The sequence below is a fragment of the Methylocystis sp. SC2 genome, from assembly GCF_000304315.1.
In the GTDB taxonomy this organism is placed as follows: Bacteria; Pseudomonadota; Alphaproteobacteria; order Rhizobiales; family Beijerinckiaceae; genus Methylocystis.
On sequence record NC_018485.1, the window covers coordinates 1,068,842 to 1,085,600 of the forward strand.

The 16,759-nt window shown below is 62.8% G+C and carries 14 protein-coding genes; 4 read left to right on the top strand and 10 right to left on the bottom strand.

The window, feature by feature from the left end; all coding sequences use genetic code 11:
• Positions 1-53: 53 nt before the first annotated feature.
• The gene (locus BN69_RS05055; protein ID WP_014890484.1) at positions 54-1,175 is read left to right on the top strand and encodes a Glu/Leu/Phe/Val family dehydrogenase; all 1,122 of its coding nucleotides are present in this window, start codon (positions 54-56) and stop codon (positions 1,173-1,175) included.
• Here the strand turns inward: BN69_RS05055 and BN69_RS05060 are convergent.
• The 9 genes from BN69_RS05060 to BN69_RS05100 all read right to left on the bottom strand — a co-directional run bounded on the left by BN69_RS05060 (position 1,172) and on the right by BN69_RS05100 (position 12,892).
• Entirely contained in the window at positions 1,172-2,362 is a 1,191-nt protein-coding gene (locus BN69_RS05060) for an acetyl-CoA C-acyltransferase (protein WP_014890485.1), read from the bottom strand. The genes BN69_RS05055 and BN69_RS05060 overlap by 4 nt on opposite strands.
• 10 nt (positions 2,363-2,372) lie before the next feature.
• Positions 2,373-3,461 (bottom strand): 3-hydroxyisobutyryl-CoA hydrolase, encoded by a 1,089-nt coding sequence (locus BN69_RS05065; protein ID WP_014890486.1) that lies wholly within the window; start codon positions 3,459-3,461, stop codon positions 2,373-2,375.
• Positions 3,462-3,465: 4 nt separating this feature from the next.
• A complete protein-coding gene (locus BN69_RS05070) occupies positions 3,466-4,617 on the bottom strand; it encodes an acyl-CoA dehydrogenase family protein (RefSeq protein ID WP_014890487.1) in 1,152 nt (383 codons plus the stop codon).
• A gap of 57 nt (positions 4,618-4,674) precedes the next feature.
• Positions 4,675-5,604 carry a hydroxymethylglutaryl-CoA lyase gene (locus BN69_RS05075; RefSeq protein ID WP_014890488.1) on the bottom strand — a complete coding sequence of 310 codons (930 nt, stop codon included), beginning with the start codon at positions 5,602-5,604 and terminating at the stop codon, positions 4,675-4,677.
• Complete coding sequence (locus BN69_RS05080; RefSeq protein WP_041926803.1) at positions 5,601-7,607, bottom strand: acetyl/propionyl/methylcrotonyl-CoA carboxylase subunit alpha; 2,007 nt, start codon at positions 7,605-7,607, stop codon at positions 5,601-5,603. The genes BN69_RS05075 and BN69_RS05080 overlap by 4 nt, the downstream gene beginning before the upstream one ends.
• Position 7,608: 1 nt before the next feature.
• The gene (locus tag BN69_RS05085) at positions 7,609-8,397 is read right to left on the bottom strand and encodes an enoyl-CoA hydratase-related protein (RefSeq protein ID WP_014890490.1); all 789 of its coding nucleotides are present in this window, start codon (positions 8,395-8,397) and stop codon (positions 7,609-7,611) included.
• A gap of 7 nt (positions 8,398-8,404) precedes the next feature.
• Complete coding sequence (locus BN69_RS05090) at positions 8,405-9,949, bottom strand: carboxyl transferase domain-containing protein (protein ID WP_305808490.1); 1,545 nt, start codon at positions 9,947-9,949, stop codon at positions 8,405-8,407.
• A 78-nt stretch (positions 9,950-10,027) separates the two neighbouring features.
• Positions 10,028-11,197, bottom strand: a complete 1,170-nt coding sequence (locus BN69_RS05095) for an isovaleryl-CoA dehydrogenase (RefSeq protein ID WP_014890492.1) — start codon at positions 11,195-11,197, stop codon at positions 10,028-10,030.
• 108 nt (positions 11,198-11,305) lie between these two features.
• Complete coding sequence (locus BN69_RS05100) at positions 11,306-12,892, bottom strand: phosphoenolpyruvate carboxykinase (protein WP_371212426.1); 1,587 nt, start codon at positions 12,890-12,892, stop codon at positions 11,306-11,308.
• Positions 12,893-13,195: 303 nt separating this feature from the next.
• Between BN69_RS05100 and BN69_RS05105 the strand changes: the two genes are divergently transcribed.
• Positions 13,196-13,525: a hypothetical protein gene (locus BN69_RS05105; RefSeq protein ID WP_148277032.1), complete on the top strand. Its 330-nt coding sequence runs from the start codon at positions 13,196-13,198 to the stop codon at positions 13,523-13,525.
• 47 nt (positions 13,526-13,572) lie between these two features.
• Here the strand turns inward: BN69_RS05105 and BN69_RS05110 are convergent, their stop codons facing one another.
• Positions 13,573-14,136 (bottom strand): PRC-barrel domain-containing protein, encoded by a 564-nt coding sequence (locus tag BN69_RS05110; protein ID WP_244435039.1) that lies wholly within the window; start codon positions 14,134-14,136, stop codon positions 13,573-13,575.
• On the opposite strand from BN69_RS05110, the gene BN69_RS19700 reads away from it, so the two are divergent.
• Together BN69_RS19700 and glf are read left to right on the top strand one after the other, a co-directional pair.
• Positions 14,120-15,559 carry a glycosyltransferase gene (locus tag BN69_RS19700; RefSeq protein ID WP_244435040.1) on the top strand — a complete coding sequence of 480 codons (1,440 nt, stop codon included), beginning with the start codon at positions 14,120-14,122 and terminating at the stop codon, positions 15,557-15,559. The two genes, BN69_RS05110 and BN69_RS19700, sit on opposite strands and share 17 nt — an antisense overlap.
• The gene (gene glf, locus BN69_RS05120) at positions 15,552-16,694 is read left to right on the top strand and encodes a UDP-galactopyranose mutase (protein WP_014890497.1); all 1,143 of its coding nucleotides are present in this window, start codon (positions 15,552-15,554) and stop codon (positions 16,692-16,694) included. The genes BN69_RS19700 and glf overlap by 8 nt, the downstream gene beginning before the upstream one ends.
• The last annotated feature ends 65 nt before the right edge of the window (positions 16,695-16,759 follow it).

The window sequence follows — 16,759 nt, forward strand, 5'->3', positions numbered from 1 at the left end:
TAGAGGTTCGGTTGCGGGCTTGACTGTATGGCCGATTGTCCAATTTACCGATCATGTCCGCCAAATCGGAAATTGATCCCTTTTCGTTTCGAGACGAATTTGGCCCCGCGAAGATCGTCCATATCTGGTCGCCCTCGGTCGAACTACGCGCCGTCGTCGTCATCGACAATGTCGCCGCAGGTCCCGCCATCGGCGGCACGCGCATGGCGCCGGACGTCAGCGTCACGGAGTGCTTCCGACTCGCCCGGGCGATGACCTTGAAGAACGCCGCGTGCGGATTGCCGCACGGCGGCGCAAAATCCGTGATTTTCGGCGATCCAGATATGGCGCAAGCCGACAAGGAACGGCTCATGCGCGTCTTCGCCAAATCCATTGAGCAGCTCGTCGATTATATTCCCGGACCCGACATGGGCACGGACGAGACGGCGATGGCCTGGGTGCATGACGAAATCGGCCGCTCGGTCGGTCTCCCGGCGGAGATTGGCGGCATTCCTCTCGATGAAATCGGCGCCACGGGTTTTGGCGTCATGATCGCGGCGTGCGCAGCGGCGCCCTTCGCCGGTGTTTCGCTCAGCGGAGCGCGCATCGTCGTGCAGGGGTTTGGCGCCGTGGGCATGCACGCGGCGCGGTTTCTGGCCAGCAAAGGGGCGCGAATGGTCGGCGTATCCGACAGCCGCGGCGCGGTGGCCGACCAGGATGGGCTCGATATCGAGGCGCTCGCCGCGTTGAAGCGCCAAGGCAAGAGCGTCGGCGACCTGGCGCGCGCGCGCGCCGTCGACCCCGAGGCGCTCATCGCCTTGCCTTGCGAGATCTTCATTCCGGCTGCGCGCCCCGACGTGCTGCGCGCGGACAATGTTGACCTGCTCGACTGTAAACTGGTGGTGCAGGGCGCGAATATTCCCGCCACCGCCGAAGCGGAACGGATGATGCTGGCGCGGGGAATCGTCAGCGTCCCGGATTTCATCGCCAACGCCGGCGGCGTGATCTGCGCGAGCATTGAATACGGTGGCGGCGGCGAAGCGGCGGCCTTCGCGGCGATAGAGGAAAAAATCGGCCGGAACACGCGGCTCACGCTGGAGCGGTCGCGCGCCGAGAGCGTTGCTCCCATCGACGCCGCGATGGACCTTTCGACCGACCGGCTGCGCAAGATCATGCAATTGAGGCGCTGGCGCTAGCCCGGCCGCTCGATCGCCATCGCGGTCGCTTCTCCGCCGCCGATGCAGAGCGCCGCCACGCCTCTTTTCAGGCCCTTAGCCTCCAGAGCGGCGAGAAGCGTGACGATGATTCGTGCGCCCGACGCGCCGATCGGATGGCCGAGCGCGCAGGCGCCGCCGCGGACATTCACCTTCTCATGCGGCAAGTCGAGTTCGCGCATCGCCGCCATGGCGACGACGGCGAACGCCTCATTGATCTCAAAGAGGTCGACGTCGTTCGCCGCCCAACCCACCCGTTCCATGAGTTTGCGGATCGCTGCGATCGGCATGACGGAAAAGCGGCTCGGCGCGCCCGCGACGGTGAGATAGCCACGAATGACGGCCAGCGGCGTCGCGCCGGCGCGCTCGGCCTCGTCGACGCGCATCAGGGCGAGCGCCGCCGCGCCGTCCGATATCGCGCTGGCGTTGGCGGCGGTGATCGTGCCGTCCTCCCTGAAAGCGGGTTTGAGGCGGGCGATATCCTGCGCCTTGGCCTTGCCGGGCAGTTCGTCGCTGGCGATGGCGCGCGCGTTGGCGCCTTTGCCCAGCGTTATCGGCGCGATCTCCTGCGCGAAAGAGCCGTCGCTCGTCGCGCGTTGCGCGCGCGCCAGCGACGTCGCCGCATATTGGTCCTGCATCTCGCGGGTAAATTGATATTCGGTCGCGCAATCCTCCGCGAAGGAGCCCATCAGCCGACCCTTTTCATAGGCGTCCTCCAGCCCATCCAGAAACATGTGATCGAGCGCCTTGCGATGCCCCATTCGATAGCCGGTGCGCGCGCGATCGAGCAGATAAGGCGCGTTGCTCATGCTCTCCATGCCGCCGGCGACCGCGACCCGCGCGCCGCCAACAGCGAGCTGGTCGCTCGCGAGCATCACCGCCTTCATTCCAGATCCGCACATCTTATTGACGGTGACGGCGCCCGTCGTCTCCGGCAGCCCGGCGCCGAGCGCCGCCTGCCGCGCCGGGGCCTGGCCAAGGCCCGCGGAAAGGACGCAGCCCATGACGACTTCGTCTATGTCGTTCGGCGCCAGGCCGGCGCGCGTCACGGCCGCTTCGATGGCCTGCGCGCCGAGCTGCGGGGCGGAGACGTCCTTCAACTCTCCCAGAAACGCGCCGATCGGCGTGCGCGCGGCGCCAATAATTGCGACGGGTGCGGCAGCGCTCATGATCGACTCCTCATCGGCTGGCGAACGAGCCCCTCCAGGCAGAATATGGCGTCTGATCCCAGCTTTTGAACGTCGGGAGGGGCGTGTCGTCCCCGCCGAGAATGTCTTCGACGGTTTCGTCGCTCACGGCGTCAAGCCTATCCGGCGACCAACTCGGGCGCCGGTCCTTGTCGATGATCGCGGCGCGGATGCCTTCATAAAGGTCGTGGGTCGCCAGCATGCGGCACGCCGCCTTGAATTCGTTCGTGAGACACGTCTCGACGTCAGGCGCGCCCGCGGCGCGCAGCAGCAATGCGCGCGTCGCTTTCAGCGCCGTCGGCGACTTCGCGCCGATGTCCTCCGCCGCACGCAACGAGAATTCCGACCCTTCACGCTCGAAGGCCGCGATGACGTCATCGACCTTCTCATATGCGGTCGCTTCGGCAAGCAATCGCCTGTGCAGCGAAAGTCGGCCGCTCCCCGGATGGCGGGCGAGGCGCCGCAACGCAACATCGACGTCGGCGCCGTCTTGTATCGTCGCCAGCCTGTCGATCAGCGGCTGAATGTCCTCCGCATGGATTAGAACATCCGCAAGACCGGCCTCTATCGCGTCCGCCGCCGCCACCGACGTCGCCGAAAGCGCCAGATAGGCGCCGATTTCGCGCGCTCTCGAAAGAAGCCAGGTCGCGCCCACGTCAGGAAAGAATCCGATGCCGACCTCCGGCATCGCGACGCGGCTTCGCTCCGTGACCACTCGCCGGTTGCCATGCGCAGATATGCCCACGCCGCCGCCCATCACGACGCCATCCATGATCGCGACATAGGGCTTGGGGAAGGAGGCGATGCGGGCGTTCAGCTCATATTCCTCGCGCCAAAAGTCGGCGAAAAGCCGTTTGTGCGAGGGTTCCAGTTCGTAGAGAATCCTCACGTCGCCGCCGGCGCATAGTCCGCGATCGCCGGCGCCTGTAACGAGCACGGCGCAAACGCTCGCGTCGCGCCCAAAGTCGTCAAGGGCGCGTCGGAACTCGCGCACCATCGGCAGCGTCAACGTGTTGAGCGCCTGTGGTCTGTTGAGGAGGATGCGTCCGAGACGGCCCTCGCGCGAAGCGATGAGATCCATCAGCTCACTTCAGTAATGAGCGCGCGATGATGACGCGCATGATTTCATTCGTTCCTTCGAGAATCTGATGAACGCGCAGATCGCGAACGATCTTTTCGACTCCATATTCACTTAAATATCCATAGCCGCCATGCAATTGCAGCGCCTCATTGGCGACCGTGAAGCCGGCATCGGTCACGACGCGCTTGGCCATGGCGCATAGCGTCGTGGCGCCGGGCGCCTTAGCGTCAAGCGCCGCCGCCGCGCGCCAAAGGAATGTGCGCGAGACTTCAAGCTGCGTGGCCATATCCGCGAGCCGGAACTGCAGCGCCTGGAATTCGTCGAGCGCGCGTCCGAACGCCTTGCGGCTCGCCATGTAGCGCAGACTATGGTCGAAGGCCGATTGCGCGCCGCCAAGCGAACAGGCGGCGATGTTTAGGCGGCCGCCGTCGAGCGCGGCCATGGCGATCTTGAATCCGTCGCCCTCGCGTCCGATGAGATTTTCGGCCGGCACGCGGCAGTCATCGAAGATGACCGCCCGTGTCGGCTGGGCGTTCCATCCCATTTTTCGTTCGAGCGCGCCGAAACTCAAACCCCGAGAGCCACCCTCGACGACGAAGGCCGATATGCCCTGGGCCCCCGGCTCGCCGGTGCGCGCCATGACCACATAGAGATGGTCGGCGCCGCCCGCTCCGGCGCCTGAGATGAACTGTTTCGCGCCATTCAAGACATAATGATCGCCGCTGCGCCGCGCCTGAGTGCGTAGCGCCGCAGCGTCCGAACCGCTGCCCGATTCGGTCAGGCAGTAGCTCGAGAGAACCTCCATCGTCGCGAGCTTTGGCAGCCATGCGTCGATCTGGCGCTCGGTTCCGAAAGCGTCGATCAGGCCCGCGCACATATTGTGAATCGAGAGATAGGCGGCGATCGTTGGACAGCCCATCGCGAGCGCCTCGAAGATCAGCACGCCATCAAAGCGCGTCAGCCCGGCGCCGCCGGAAGCCTCTCGCACAAAGATCGCCGCCATGCCGAGCGCCGCCGCGTCGCGCAGCGTTTCTGCCGGGAAGACATGCTCGCGGTCCCAATCGAGAGCAAAGGGCGCAAGGCGATCGCGTCCGAAGTCTCGCGCCATCTCACGAATGGCTTCTTGCTCGGCGCTCAATTCGAAATAGGACGACATTCGGCCATTCACCGCAATTGTTGACGTTAATCTGTCGCGGCGAAGCTTTTTGACAAGTCAGCGTCGCGAGGGAGCTTCCATCGGATCGCCGCATCTGGCGGCATAGGCTTGCGCCACGCGGCTTGCGGGCGCGCGATTCAACTCCCGGCAGGCGAAGGCCCCCGCCTCCAAGAGCCGATCGAGCGTCACGCCGGTTTCGACGTCCATTCGCTCAAGCATATAGACGACATCCTCGGTCGCGACATTTCCGGCGGCGCCGGGCGCGAAGGGACATCCGCCAAGGCCGGCGACCGAACTGTCGACGACGCTGACGCCGACTTCGAGGCACGCGAAAATATTGGCGAGCGCCTGGCCGTAGGTGTCGTGAAAATGCGCCGCGATTTTGTCGAGCGGCGCGATGCGCGCGACCCGTTCGACCAGTCGACGGGCTTGCAGCGGCGCGCCGACGCCGATCGTATCGCCGAGCGAGACCTCGAAGCAGCCCATTTCCAGAAGAGCGGAGGCGACCGACGCCACTCGGCTACTCTCGACCTCTCCTTCATACGGACAGCCTAGGACGCAGGAGATATAGCCGCGGGCCATGACGCCATATCGCCGGGCTTCCGCGACGACTTTGGCATATCGCGTGAGACTTTCCTCGATCGAGCAATTGATGTTGCGTTTCGAAAACGTCTCCGAAGCCGCAGCGAACACGACGATCTCGTCCGCCCCGGCCGCAAGCGCCGCCGCGAGTCCGCGCAGGTTTGGCACCAGCACGCTCAGCCGCACATTTTGCCTTGACGCAAACGCAAGAGTCTCATCCGTGTGCGCCATCTGCGGCACGGCCGCTGGCGAGACGAAACTTCCCGCCTCGATGCGCGAAAGCCCCGCGGCCGCAAGACGGCTGATAAGTTCGGCCCGGATCTGCGGCGACAGCGTCGCCTTCTCATTCTGCAGGCCGTCGCGAGGAGCGACTTCAACAATGCTGACGCGCGCAGGAAGGCTCATGCCACGTCCTTTCGCAGGATCGTGACGAGTTCGGCGCCCTCGATCGCCATGTCGCCCACTGCGCAGGCGACGCTCTCCACCACGCCGTCATGCGGCGCAGCGAGAGCGATCTCCATTTTCATCGCCTCCAGAATCAAGAGGGTCTCGCCCTTGCTGACGGCGTCGCCAGACTTCACCGCGACCCGCGTGACGGTCGCCGGCATTGGCGCGAGCACGCGCTCGTTTAATGGTCCTTCGCCTTGCGACGGCCTCGCCGCTTCCACCCAGTTGATGACATAGTTTCTGCCGCCAAGAATGACGACGACGCCGTCATCCAGGGCGACTGTTGAGACCTCGTGCTTAACCCCATCCACGAGCAGCGAGAGGCGACCGTCGACGCTTTGAGCTTCCACCGCGGTGACGGCGTCGCCAAAGCTCAGCAGGAAGCCGCCGTCCTGCGGACGCATGATTTGTGCAGCAAGCGTCCGGCCCGCCTGCCTAACCCTGAGTTCATGATCGGCGCGCTCGTAGAGTCGCCACGCGTCCGTTCCGGCCCAGGGCGACCAATCGTCGCCGACCGCTTTGCTCGCTTCAAGCGCGGTGCGCCGCGAGTCGGCCAGGAAAACCGCCGCCGCCGCCGCAAGAAGAATGCGATCCGTATCCGTGCTCGGAGCCGCGGCGCAAGTCAGCATAGCGATATTGTTCCCGACGTATTCCGTGTCGTAATCGCCAGCCGCCATGCCGTCGCTCTTGGAGATCGCCCGCAGCAGATCGAGATTTGTGGCGACGCCGACGATCTCGACCTCGTCCAGCCCCGCCTGCAGGCGACGCAACGCCTGCTCGCGATTTTCGCCAAAGACGATGAGTTTCGCCAGGAGCGAATCATAATAAGGCGTGACGCGATCCCCGGCGCGAACGCCTGAGTCGACGCGCAAGAAAGGCGCCTCCCGCGGCCCGCGGAAATGGGCGATCTCGCCAACCGACGGCATGAACCCGCGCGCCGGATTTTCCGCGCAGATCCGCGCTTCGATTGCGCAGCCGCTCATCCTCAGCTCGCTCTGCGTCAAGGGAAGCGGCGCGCCACAGGCGACGCGCAACTGCCATTCGACGAGATCCTGCTTCGAGACCATCTCGGTGACGGGATGTTCGACCTGAAGCCGCGTGTTCATCTCGAGAAAATAGAAGTGGTCTTCTCCGACGAGAAATTCGACCGTGCCTGCGCCGGCGTAGCCAGCGGCTCGGGCGGCGCGGATCGCCGCGTCGCTCATCCGCGCGCGCAGCGTGGGCGTCAGACCGGGCGCAGGCGTCTCCTCAATGATCTTTTGGTGGCGGCGCTGCATCGAACAGTCGCGCTCAAGGAAAAAAACGACGCCGCCAAGCGAATCCGCGAATATCTGGATTTCGACGTGCTTATAGCCGGAGAAATATTTCTCGACGAACAGCGCGTCATCGCCGAAGGCGGCGCCCGCTTCACGCCGCGCGCTTTCGATCGCCGATGACAATTCTTCCAGCGTGCGTACGATGCGCATGCCCCTGCCGCCGCCGCCCGCGGACGCCTTCACGAGCAGTGGAGGGCCGATGGCGCGCGCCGCTTCGAACAATTCAGCGTCGTCGCCCCCGGATGACCCCGGCGCCACAGGCACCCCCGCCCGCACCATCGCGGCCTTGGCCTCGCTCTTCGAGCCAAGAAGCCGCATTGCGTGGGGCGGAGGCCCGACGAAGATCAGTCCGTTCGCCGCGCAGGATTCGGCAAAGTCCGCATTCTCGGCCAGGAAACCATAGCCCGGATGTATGGCGTCCGATCCGCTACGCCGGGCGACCTCGATGATCTTCTCGATCGACAGATAGCTGTCGCGCGCCGGCGCGGGTCCGAGATGATAGGCTTCATCCGCCAGTTCGACGTGCAGCGCATGCGCGTCGACGTCGGAATAGACGGCGACCGACGCGACTCCCAACCTTTTCGCGGTTCGTATGATTCGGCAAGCGATCTCGCCGCGGTTCGCGATGAGGAGCTTGCGCATCATTTCAATCGGCCGCGATCCAGTGAGGCGCTCTTTTTTCAAGAAAGGCGGCAAGACCTTCCTGCGCCTCTACGCTCGATCGCCTTGCGGCGAGACGATGCGCGGCCTCGCGCAAGAGCTCCGCGTCGACGCCATGGCCATGGCAATCCGCGAAGAAGCTCTTCACGTCCGCCTGAGCGCCAGGCGCGCCGCGCAACACATCCGCAACGATCGCCGCATGCGCCAAATTGACCTCCAGCCTTGGCGCCACCCGATGGACGAGACCCAACATCTGCGCCTCGGCGGCGGAAAATCGCTCCGCCGTCAACGCATATCGGCGCAGCTGCCGCACGCCTATGGCCCGGATGAGAAAGGGCGCGACGATCGCCGGAAGCAAGCCCAGCCGCACCTCATTGAGCGCGAATGACGCGTCGTCGGCGGCGACGACGATATCGCAACACGCAAGCAGGCCGACGCCTCCGCCAACGACGACGCCCTTGGCCAGAGCGATCGTCGGCTTTGACGCCGTGTCCAGAGCGTGCAGCATGCGGGCGAGCGCCAAAGCATCCTGCTCATTGGCGCTTGATGAACGCTGCGTCACGCGGATCATCGCGCCGATGTCGCCCCCGGCGCAAAAATGGTCTCCCGCGCCCTCAAGCGTAATGATGCGGACGTCGGCGCGCGCATCCAATTCTTCGAGCGCATGCTTCAGAGCGCCAATAAGCTCATAGTCGAGCGCATTGCGCTTCTCTGGACGATTCAGCGTCAAAGTCGCCACGCCGTTCGCGTCAACCGATTGCAGCAACGTCGTCATAGAATGCTCACATGCGAAACAGGCCAAAGCGCGTTTCTTCGATCGGCGCCTTCAGCGCGAAAGATAGCGCCAAACCGACAATCCGTCTCGTGTCGAGCGGGTCGATGACGCCGTCGTCCCAGAGTCGGGCGCTGGAATAGAGCGGCAGGCTCTGGCGCTCATATTGCTCACGAATCGGGCGCGCGAAGTCCTCTTCCTCCTCTTCCGAGAAAGTCTTCTGCTGTTTATCCATGGCTTCGCGCTTGACTCGCGTCAGCACGCTCGCGGCCTGTTCGCCGCCCATGACGCCGATGCGCGCGCCCGGCCACATCCACAAGAATCGCGGCGCGTAGGCGCGTCCGCACATGGCGTAGTTGCCGGCGCCAAAACTGCCTCCGACGATGATCGAGAGCTTCGGCACCGCAGCCGTCGCGACGGCTGTCACCATTTTGGCGCCCTCCTTGGAGACGCCGGCGCTTTCGTATTTCGCCCCGACCATGAAGCCCGTCGTATTGTGCAAAAAGAGCAGCGGTATTTTTCGTCGCGCGCAAAGCTCGATGAAATGCGCGCCCTTTTGCGCGCTCTCAGGAAACAAGACGCCATTGTTGGCCACGATCCCGACGGGATAGCCGTAGATGTGCGCGAAACCCGTCACCAGCGTCGCGCCATACAGCTTGCGGAATTCTTCGAATTCGCTGGCGTCGACAAGCCGCGCGATCACCTCGCGTATGTCGAACTGCTTGCGGGGGTCCTGCGGCAGCAGACCATAGATCTCGGCGGGATCGTAGAAAGGCTCCGCAGGCTTCCTCACCGGAACTGTGACGGCGCCCGAAGGTCCGAGATTGCCGACGATCTCCCGCGCGATCTGCAGGGCGTGCGCGTCATTCTCGGCGCAATGATCGGCGACGCCGGAACGGCGGCAGTGAACGTCGGCGCCGCCGAGCTCCTCGGCGGTCACAACTTCGCCCGTCGCCGCTTTGACGAGAGGCGGACCCGCCAGGAATATCGCGCCTTCGTTGCGCACGATAATCGTTTCATCGCTCATCGCCGGAACATAGGCGCCGCCGGCGGTGCACGAACCCATGACGACGGCGATCTGCGCAATGCCGCGCGAAGACATCGTGGCCTGATTGTAAAAGATCCGGCCGAAATGATCCCGGTCCGGAAAGACATCCTCCTGGCTCGTCAGATTGGCGCCGCCTGAGTCGACGAGATAGAGACACGGCAAGTTGTTCTGGGCGGCGATCTCTTGCGCGCGAAGATGCTTCTTCACGGTCAGAGGAAAATAGACGCCGCCTTTGACCGTGGCGTCATTGGCCACGATCATGCATTCCCGGCCGCGCACCCGCCCTATGCCGGCGACGACTCCGGCCGCTGCGACACGCCCGTCATACATGCCGTGGGCGGCGAATGGGGCGATTTCGAGAAAGGGCGAGAAGGGATCGATAAGCGCGTCAATGCGCTGACGCGCGAGCATTTTACCGCGCGCCAGATGCCGCCTGCGCGCTTGCTCGCCGCCGCCCGCGCGAATATCCGCCGCAATTCGCTTCAGCTCGGCGACGCGATCGGCCATCACCTGGTGATTATTCCTGTAATCGGCGTCTTTCGAATGAACAAGGCTATCGAGGCGGGGCATATCTCTCATCCAAAGTCAGGCTGTCTCCTGAAAGAGTTCGCGCCCGATCAACATGCGGCGAATTTCGCTTGTTCCCGCGCCGATCTCGTAAAGCTTGGCGTCGCGCAATAATCTTCCCGTCGGATATTCGTTCATATAGCCGTTGCCGCCGAGGCACTGAATGGACTCAAGCGCCATCCATGTCGCGCGTTCAGCGGCGAAAAGTATCGCGCTCGCGGCGTCCTTCCTCGTGACGCGGCCGCGATCGCAGGCCTTGGCGACCGCATATACATAGGCGCGCGTGGCGGTGACGGCGGTGTACATGTCGGCGAGCTTGCCCTGCATGAGCTCGAACTCGCCGATCGGCTGGCCAAATTGCTTGCGCTCGTGCACATAGGGAAGCACGACATCCATACAGGCCTGCATGATTCCAAGCGGACCGCCCGCAAGCACCGCGCGCTCGTAATCCAGGCCGCTCATCAGCACATTGACGCCGCGCTCGGGAAGGCCGAGCACGTTTTCTTCTGGCACCTCGCAGTTTTCGAATACGAGTTCGCAGGTGTTGGAGCCGCGCATGCCAAGCTTGTCGAGCTTCGCGCTTGACGAAAATCCGGCAAAGACGCGCTCGACGATGAAGGCGGTGATGCCATGCGGGCCGGCGCTCGGATCCGTTTTGGCATAGACGATCACGACATCGGCGTCGGGACCGTTGGTCACCCACATCTTGCTGCCATTCAGAACATAATGATCGCCGCGCTTCACCGCGCTAAGCCTCATGTCCGTGACGTCCGATCCCGCGCCAGGCTCCGACATCGCCAGCGCGCCCACGTGCCGACCAGAGACGAGGTTCGGCAGATACCGCCGCTTCTGTTCGTCCGAGCCATTACGATGGATCTGGTTCACGCAAAGATTGGAGTGCGCGCCATAGGACAATCCGACAGACGCTGAGGCGCGGCTGATTTCCTCCATCGCCAGCACATGTTCCAAATAGCCCATGCCCGCGCCGCCATATTGCTCATGCACGGTCAGACCGAGCGCGCCGAGCGCGCCGAGCTTTGGCCAAAGGTCAGGGGGAAAGGCGTTCTGGGCGTCGATCCGCTGCGCCTGCGGCGCGATTTCCGCCGTCGCGAAGGCTTCGGTGGCGCTGCGCACGCGGTCGGCGACGTCGCCGAGATCAAAGTCGAAAGTAGGCGTCCAATGGCGCATGCGCATCCTCCGACGGCGCACCAAGATAGAGCCTATATTTCTCGAATCGGCGAAGTTTCAAGTTGGCGCGCGCTTGCGCGGTCCTGTTTGGCGCAAGGCGCTTGCCGGCTATCCGACGACGCCCGGCTGGGCGTCGAGCACCTGCTGGTCGACGAAGGGGGCAAACCGGCTGAAATTGGCCTCGAACATTCCGATCAGCCTTTTCGCCATCTGGTTAAAATCTTCGCGCGAGGACCACGTCTGAACAGGATCCAGCATTTTCGAGTCGACGCCCGGCGCAGACGTCGGCGCGCACAAACCGAAGGATGCATCCATCCGGAAGTCGGCTTGCGCGAGGGAGCCATCGAGAGCGCTCTGCAGCAAGGCGCGCGTCGCCGCGATCGGCATTCGACGTCCGATCCCATAGGGTCCGCCCGACCAACCGGTGTTCACCAGCCAGCAGTTTGCCTGGCTGGAGCAGATAAACTCGCGCAGCAGGTCGGCGTATTCCGTCGGCCGGCGCGGCATGAAGGGCGCGCCAAAGCAGGCGGAGAACGTCGCCTGGGGCTCTTTGACGCCACGCTCGGTCCCCGCGACTTTCGCGGTGTAGCCGGACAGAAAATGGTACATCGCCTGCGCGGGCGTCAGACGCGCGATCGGCGGCAGCACGCCAAATGCGTCGCACGTCAGCATCATGATGTTCCGGGGATGGCGCGCGCAACGCGTCTTCGACGCATTGGAGATGAAGTCGAGCGGATAAGCGATCCGCGTGTTTTCGGTTTTCGAATCGTCGTCGAAGTCGAACCGACCGGCGCCGTGATCGTACGTCACATTCTCGAGGATCGCGCCCCGACGATGGGACGCGGCGTAGATATCGGGCTCGGAGTGTTGCGCGAGCCGGATCGCCTTGGCGTAGCAGCCGTCTTCGAAGTTGAAGAGACCGCTCTCGTCCCACCCATGCTCGTCGTCGCCAATCAGGCTTCGCGTCGGATCGGCGGAAAGCGTCGTCTTGCCTGTTCCTGAAAGCCCGAAGAACACCGCCGATCCGCCCGCGCCGTCATTGACGGCGCAGTGCATCGGCAGCACGCCTTTCGCGGGCAGAACATAGTTGAGATAGGTGAAGATCGACTTCTTGATCTCTCCCGCATATTGAGTGCCGCCGATGAGCACGACGCCGCTCGACACGTCCATGGCGATCACCGTGCTGGAGCGGCAACCGTGGCGTGAGGGGTCAGCCCGGAATGACGGCAAGTCCAGAACCGTTAGTTGCGGCTCGAAATTACCCGCGCTCGCAACCGGAGTGAAGAGATGCCGCGCGAAGAGCGAATGCCAAGCGTATTCGGTCAAAACACGGATATTCAGCCGATGCGCCGGAGCTGCGCAGGCATAGAGATCCTGAGCAAAAAGCGTCGTTCGACGCGCATGCGTCAGCATGTCTTGACAAAGCCGGCCAAATTGCTCGGGCGTCATCGAGAGATTGTTGTCCCACCAGATCGTCGGTTTGGTCAAAGCGTCGCAGACGATGAATTTATCGTTCGGCGATCGCCCCGTGTGGGCGCCGGTTTCCACGACCAGTCCGCCGGTCGAGGCCGCGACTCCCTCCCCACGTCGGATCGCTTCGCGGTAGAGTTCGCTCGTCTCGCAATTCCGCCGCGCTTTAATGAGGAGGTCTGTGCCTTCAACCGCCGAACCTCCGACGTCATCCGCCCGCCACATCGCCGTGTTCGCCATCCCGAGATCTTCCTCACCGGCTCGCTAACGTGCGACGCGAAATGCGTATGACGCGCCAGCTAAGTGCAAGCACCTTTTTGGAAATAAAGCGTGAATCATTCAAATCAAGCCGCCGATGACGTTCCGTTGAACGGCGTGCGGACAGCGACGCCCAAGGCTCGACAAAGAGGTCCACCGCACACATCGGCCCCATCGCGACCTGCGATGTCCTGCCTTTCCGCGATTGGAACAACGACGATGTCAGCGGGTTAAGGCGAGGCTCGAATGATTTCGAGGATGGAGGCAAAAATGGCGACGCCAGAACTGGAGCGCATCCGACAATCGGATCGCCCGATCAGCGAAACTGCTGCGGTCATGGGCGACAAGGCAATGGCGGCGGCCGACAGAGTCGGGCAGCGCATCAATCAGACAATGGAGCAGGCCGGATCGGCGATGTCGACGGTGCAGGAGAAGGGCAGTGAAGTCGCCGGACGCGCCGGGGACGTGATCGGCAATTTTCGGCAGGCCATTGAGACGTCGGCGCGCAGTCAGCCAACGACGACTGTGCTGATGGCCGTGGCTGCGGGATTCATGCTGGGCGCGATGTGGAATTCGGGAAGCAGCTATCCGCGCGACTAAAGGTTTGGCGGATGAAAGATGGCCGGCGCGATGAGCGTCGGCCATGTTCAGTTTCGATCTGGCGCGCCGGGGTCTCCCGCCCCCGTAGACGGCAGCGCGCTCGACCAATCGTCGGCTTGTAGCGCCGGCGTCGCATCGAGTTCCTTCCCGGACATTTTGCTACGCGCAAAACCGCCCGTGAACTCGATGTTCGCCGGATCGACGGCGCGCAGCGTCTCGCCGACGCCGCCCAGTCCATGTTGGGCGACGACCACATAGGCGAGACCGGGCTCATCGCGCTTCAACATCAGATCAACGATAACGCCAAGCTTTTCGCCGCTCGCGTCTATGACATTGGCGCCGACGGCCGCAGACGCGGAAAAAAGCGCGGGCGCATTGCTCGCCTGGCGGCTCTTGCGCACGGCCTTGTCGCTTCCGTCCTCGTGCCGCGCCTGCCTGCCTAACCACCGCCACACCCCAATCAAGTTGATGACTGTAAGAAAAAGATTGGTGAGCAGAAGATTGCTCTGATCCGTGTAGGCCGCCGTCAAGCTCCAGGCGACGGAGCCGATCGCAAAAACGACGAAGCCCCAGCCCGTGACGCGCGCGCCGGCGTTGGCCGCCGTCATCATCGCGGCGATCATTGTTGCGGCTGGCGCGATCCAGCCTAACGCCCATTCCCACATTAATGACCGCCAATGGCCCCGAACCACCGCCGTCGCCAGCCGCCGTTCGCACGGTCCGCATAAACGCGCCGGCAGCGACGCTGTTCCGACGGACGCCCGGCGCGGGACCCGCTCGCCGCACCCCCGCCAACCCTGTCCAATTGTTCATAATGCCGGAACAAAGCTGCTGAACGCGAGTTTGTTCAGGGAGATTGAAAAGCAAAGAAAACGGCAAGGCTTGAGGTGGGGCATGATGTCAGTTCCAAGTCATCTTTTTTGTTTCTCTCATCTTCGTTGGAACTTCGTTTATCAACGGCCACAACATCTCCTCAGCCGAGCAGCCAGAAATCTCGGCGTCTTCTATGTCGAAGAGCCCATCTTTTCTCAAGTTGATGCAGGCGTAAAAATCCAAAGGGACGAAGCCTGTGGCGTTGTTGTCGTGACGCCAGTTCTTCGAGAAGGCCTCTCAACGGACGAAATCACGAACGCGCAACACCGCGTCGTGGACACGTTGCTGGCGGAGGTGCGGCCTTCGCAATGGGTGGGCTGGTACTATACGCCCATGGCGCTTCAATTTACCCGGCATCTCTCTCCGAACCTGCGCGTCTATGACAATATGGATGAGCTTTCCGCGTTCGCTGGAGCGCCGCAAGGGATTCTCGATCTCGAACGAGAGCTGATGGCCAAATGCGATCTCATGTTCGTCGGCGGACAGAGTCTGTACGAATCAAAACGTAAACGTCACGACAACATTCACGTTTTTCCCAGCAGCGTCGACACCGCTCACTTCAAGAGCGCGCGAGAGCGCCGCCTTGACCCCGATGATCAAAGGGCGATTCCGCATCCCCGCATCGGATTCTTCGGCGTGATCGATGAACGCATGGATATGGACATCGTCGCCGGCGTCGCGGCGCTGCGCCCGCACTGGCAATTGGTGATGATCGGCCCCACCGCGAAGATCAGCCCGCAATCTCTTCCGCGCGCCGAAAACATTCATTGGCTGGGCTGCAAGCAGTACCAGGAGCTTCCGAACTATCTGTCCGGATGGGACGTCGGAACCATGCCCTTCGCGTTGAATGAAGCGACGCGCTTTATCAGCCCGACGAAAACGCCCGAGTTTCTCGCTGCAGGCGTGCCGGTCGTTTCAACGCCCATCACCGATGTCGTTAACCCCTACGGCGCGGCCGGGCACGTGGAAATCGCATCGAGCGCGGAAGAGTTCGTCGCGAAGATCGATCTGTTGCTTTCGCGGCCGAAGGCGCGCTGGCTCAGTTCGATCGACGCGCACCTTGCGGAAATGTCGTGGGACAAGACCTGGGCAAGAATGATGCTGCACATCGCGAGCGTCGGCGCCGAGTCCAAATCAGCGCGGGAGGGGCAACTTGTTTGACTGGCTTATCGTCGGGGCAGGCTTCGCGGGAAGCGTGCTGGCCGAACGGCTCGCGTCGCAGCGCGACGAGCGCGTCCTTCTCATCGATCGTCGGCCGCACATTGGCGGAAACGCCTATGATCGCTACGACGACGCCGGCGTGCTGATGCATCAATACGGACCGCATATTTTTCATACCAATTCCGAAGCGGTCTTCGAGCATCTTTCTCAGTTCACGCGTTGGCGCCCGTACGAGCACCGCGTGCTGGCGAATGTGGACGGCATGCTCGTGCCGATCCCGATCAACTTGGACACGGTGAATCGTCTCTATGGTCTCTCCCTCGATTCCAACCAGCTTGCGGCGTGGTTCGCGAGCCGCGCCGAACCTTGCGAGGAGATCAAGACGTCTGAAGACGTCGTCGTCAGCACCGTGGGGCGAGAACTCTACGAGAAATTCTTTCGCGGCTACACCAAAAAGCAGTGGGGCGTGGAGCCGTCGCAGCTGGACAAGTCCGTGACGGCGCGTGTGCCTACGCGCCTCAATCACGACGACCGCTATTTTGGCGATGCATATCAATTCATGCCGCTTCACGGCTATACGCGCATGTTCGAACGGATGGTGGACCACCCCAACATCAGCGTCATGCTGCAGACCGACTTTGCGGAGGTGCGCAACGAAGTTTTCTATCGGCGGCTGATTTTCACCGGGCCGATCGATGAATATTTCAACTTCCGCTTCGGTAAGCTGCCCTATCGGTCCTTGCGCTTCGAACATGTCACGCTCGACAAGAGGCAGCATCAACCCGTGGCCGTCGTCAATTATCCGCAGACCGAGGCCTATACGCGGGTGACGGAATATAAGCATCTCACGGGTCAGGCGCATCCTAAGACAAGCTTGACCTATGAGTTCCCCAGCGATGAAGGCGATCCCTATTATCCCGTGCCGCGCGCGGAAAACGCCGAAATCTACAAGCGCTACGAAAAGCTTGCGATCGCGCAGCAGAATGTCTGGTTTGTCGGGAGGTTAGCAACCTACCGCTACTACAATATGGATCAGGTGGTCGGACAGGCGCTCGCGACGTTCAGGCGGATCAACAAGGAGATCCCGGCGCGCAACAGCGCGGCCTTCGCTACAGCGTCAGTCGCCGCCGAATAGGCTCACGTCATAGATGCGAGCCAACTTTGCGGCGCTGCGCAGTCCGGCTAAGCTTGAGTCGTAAA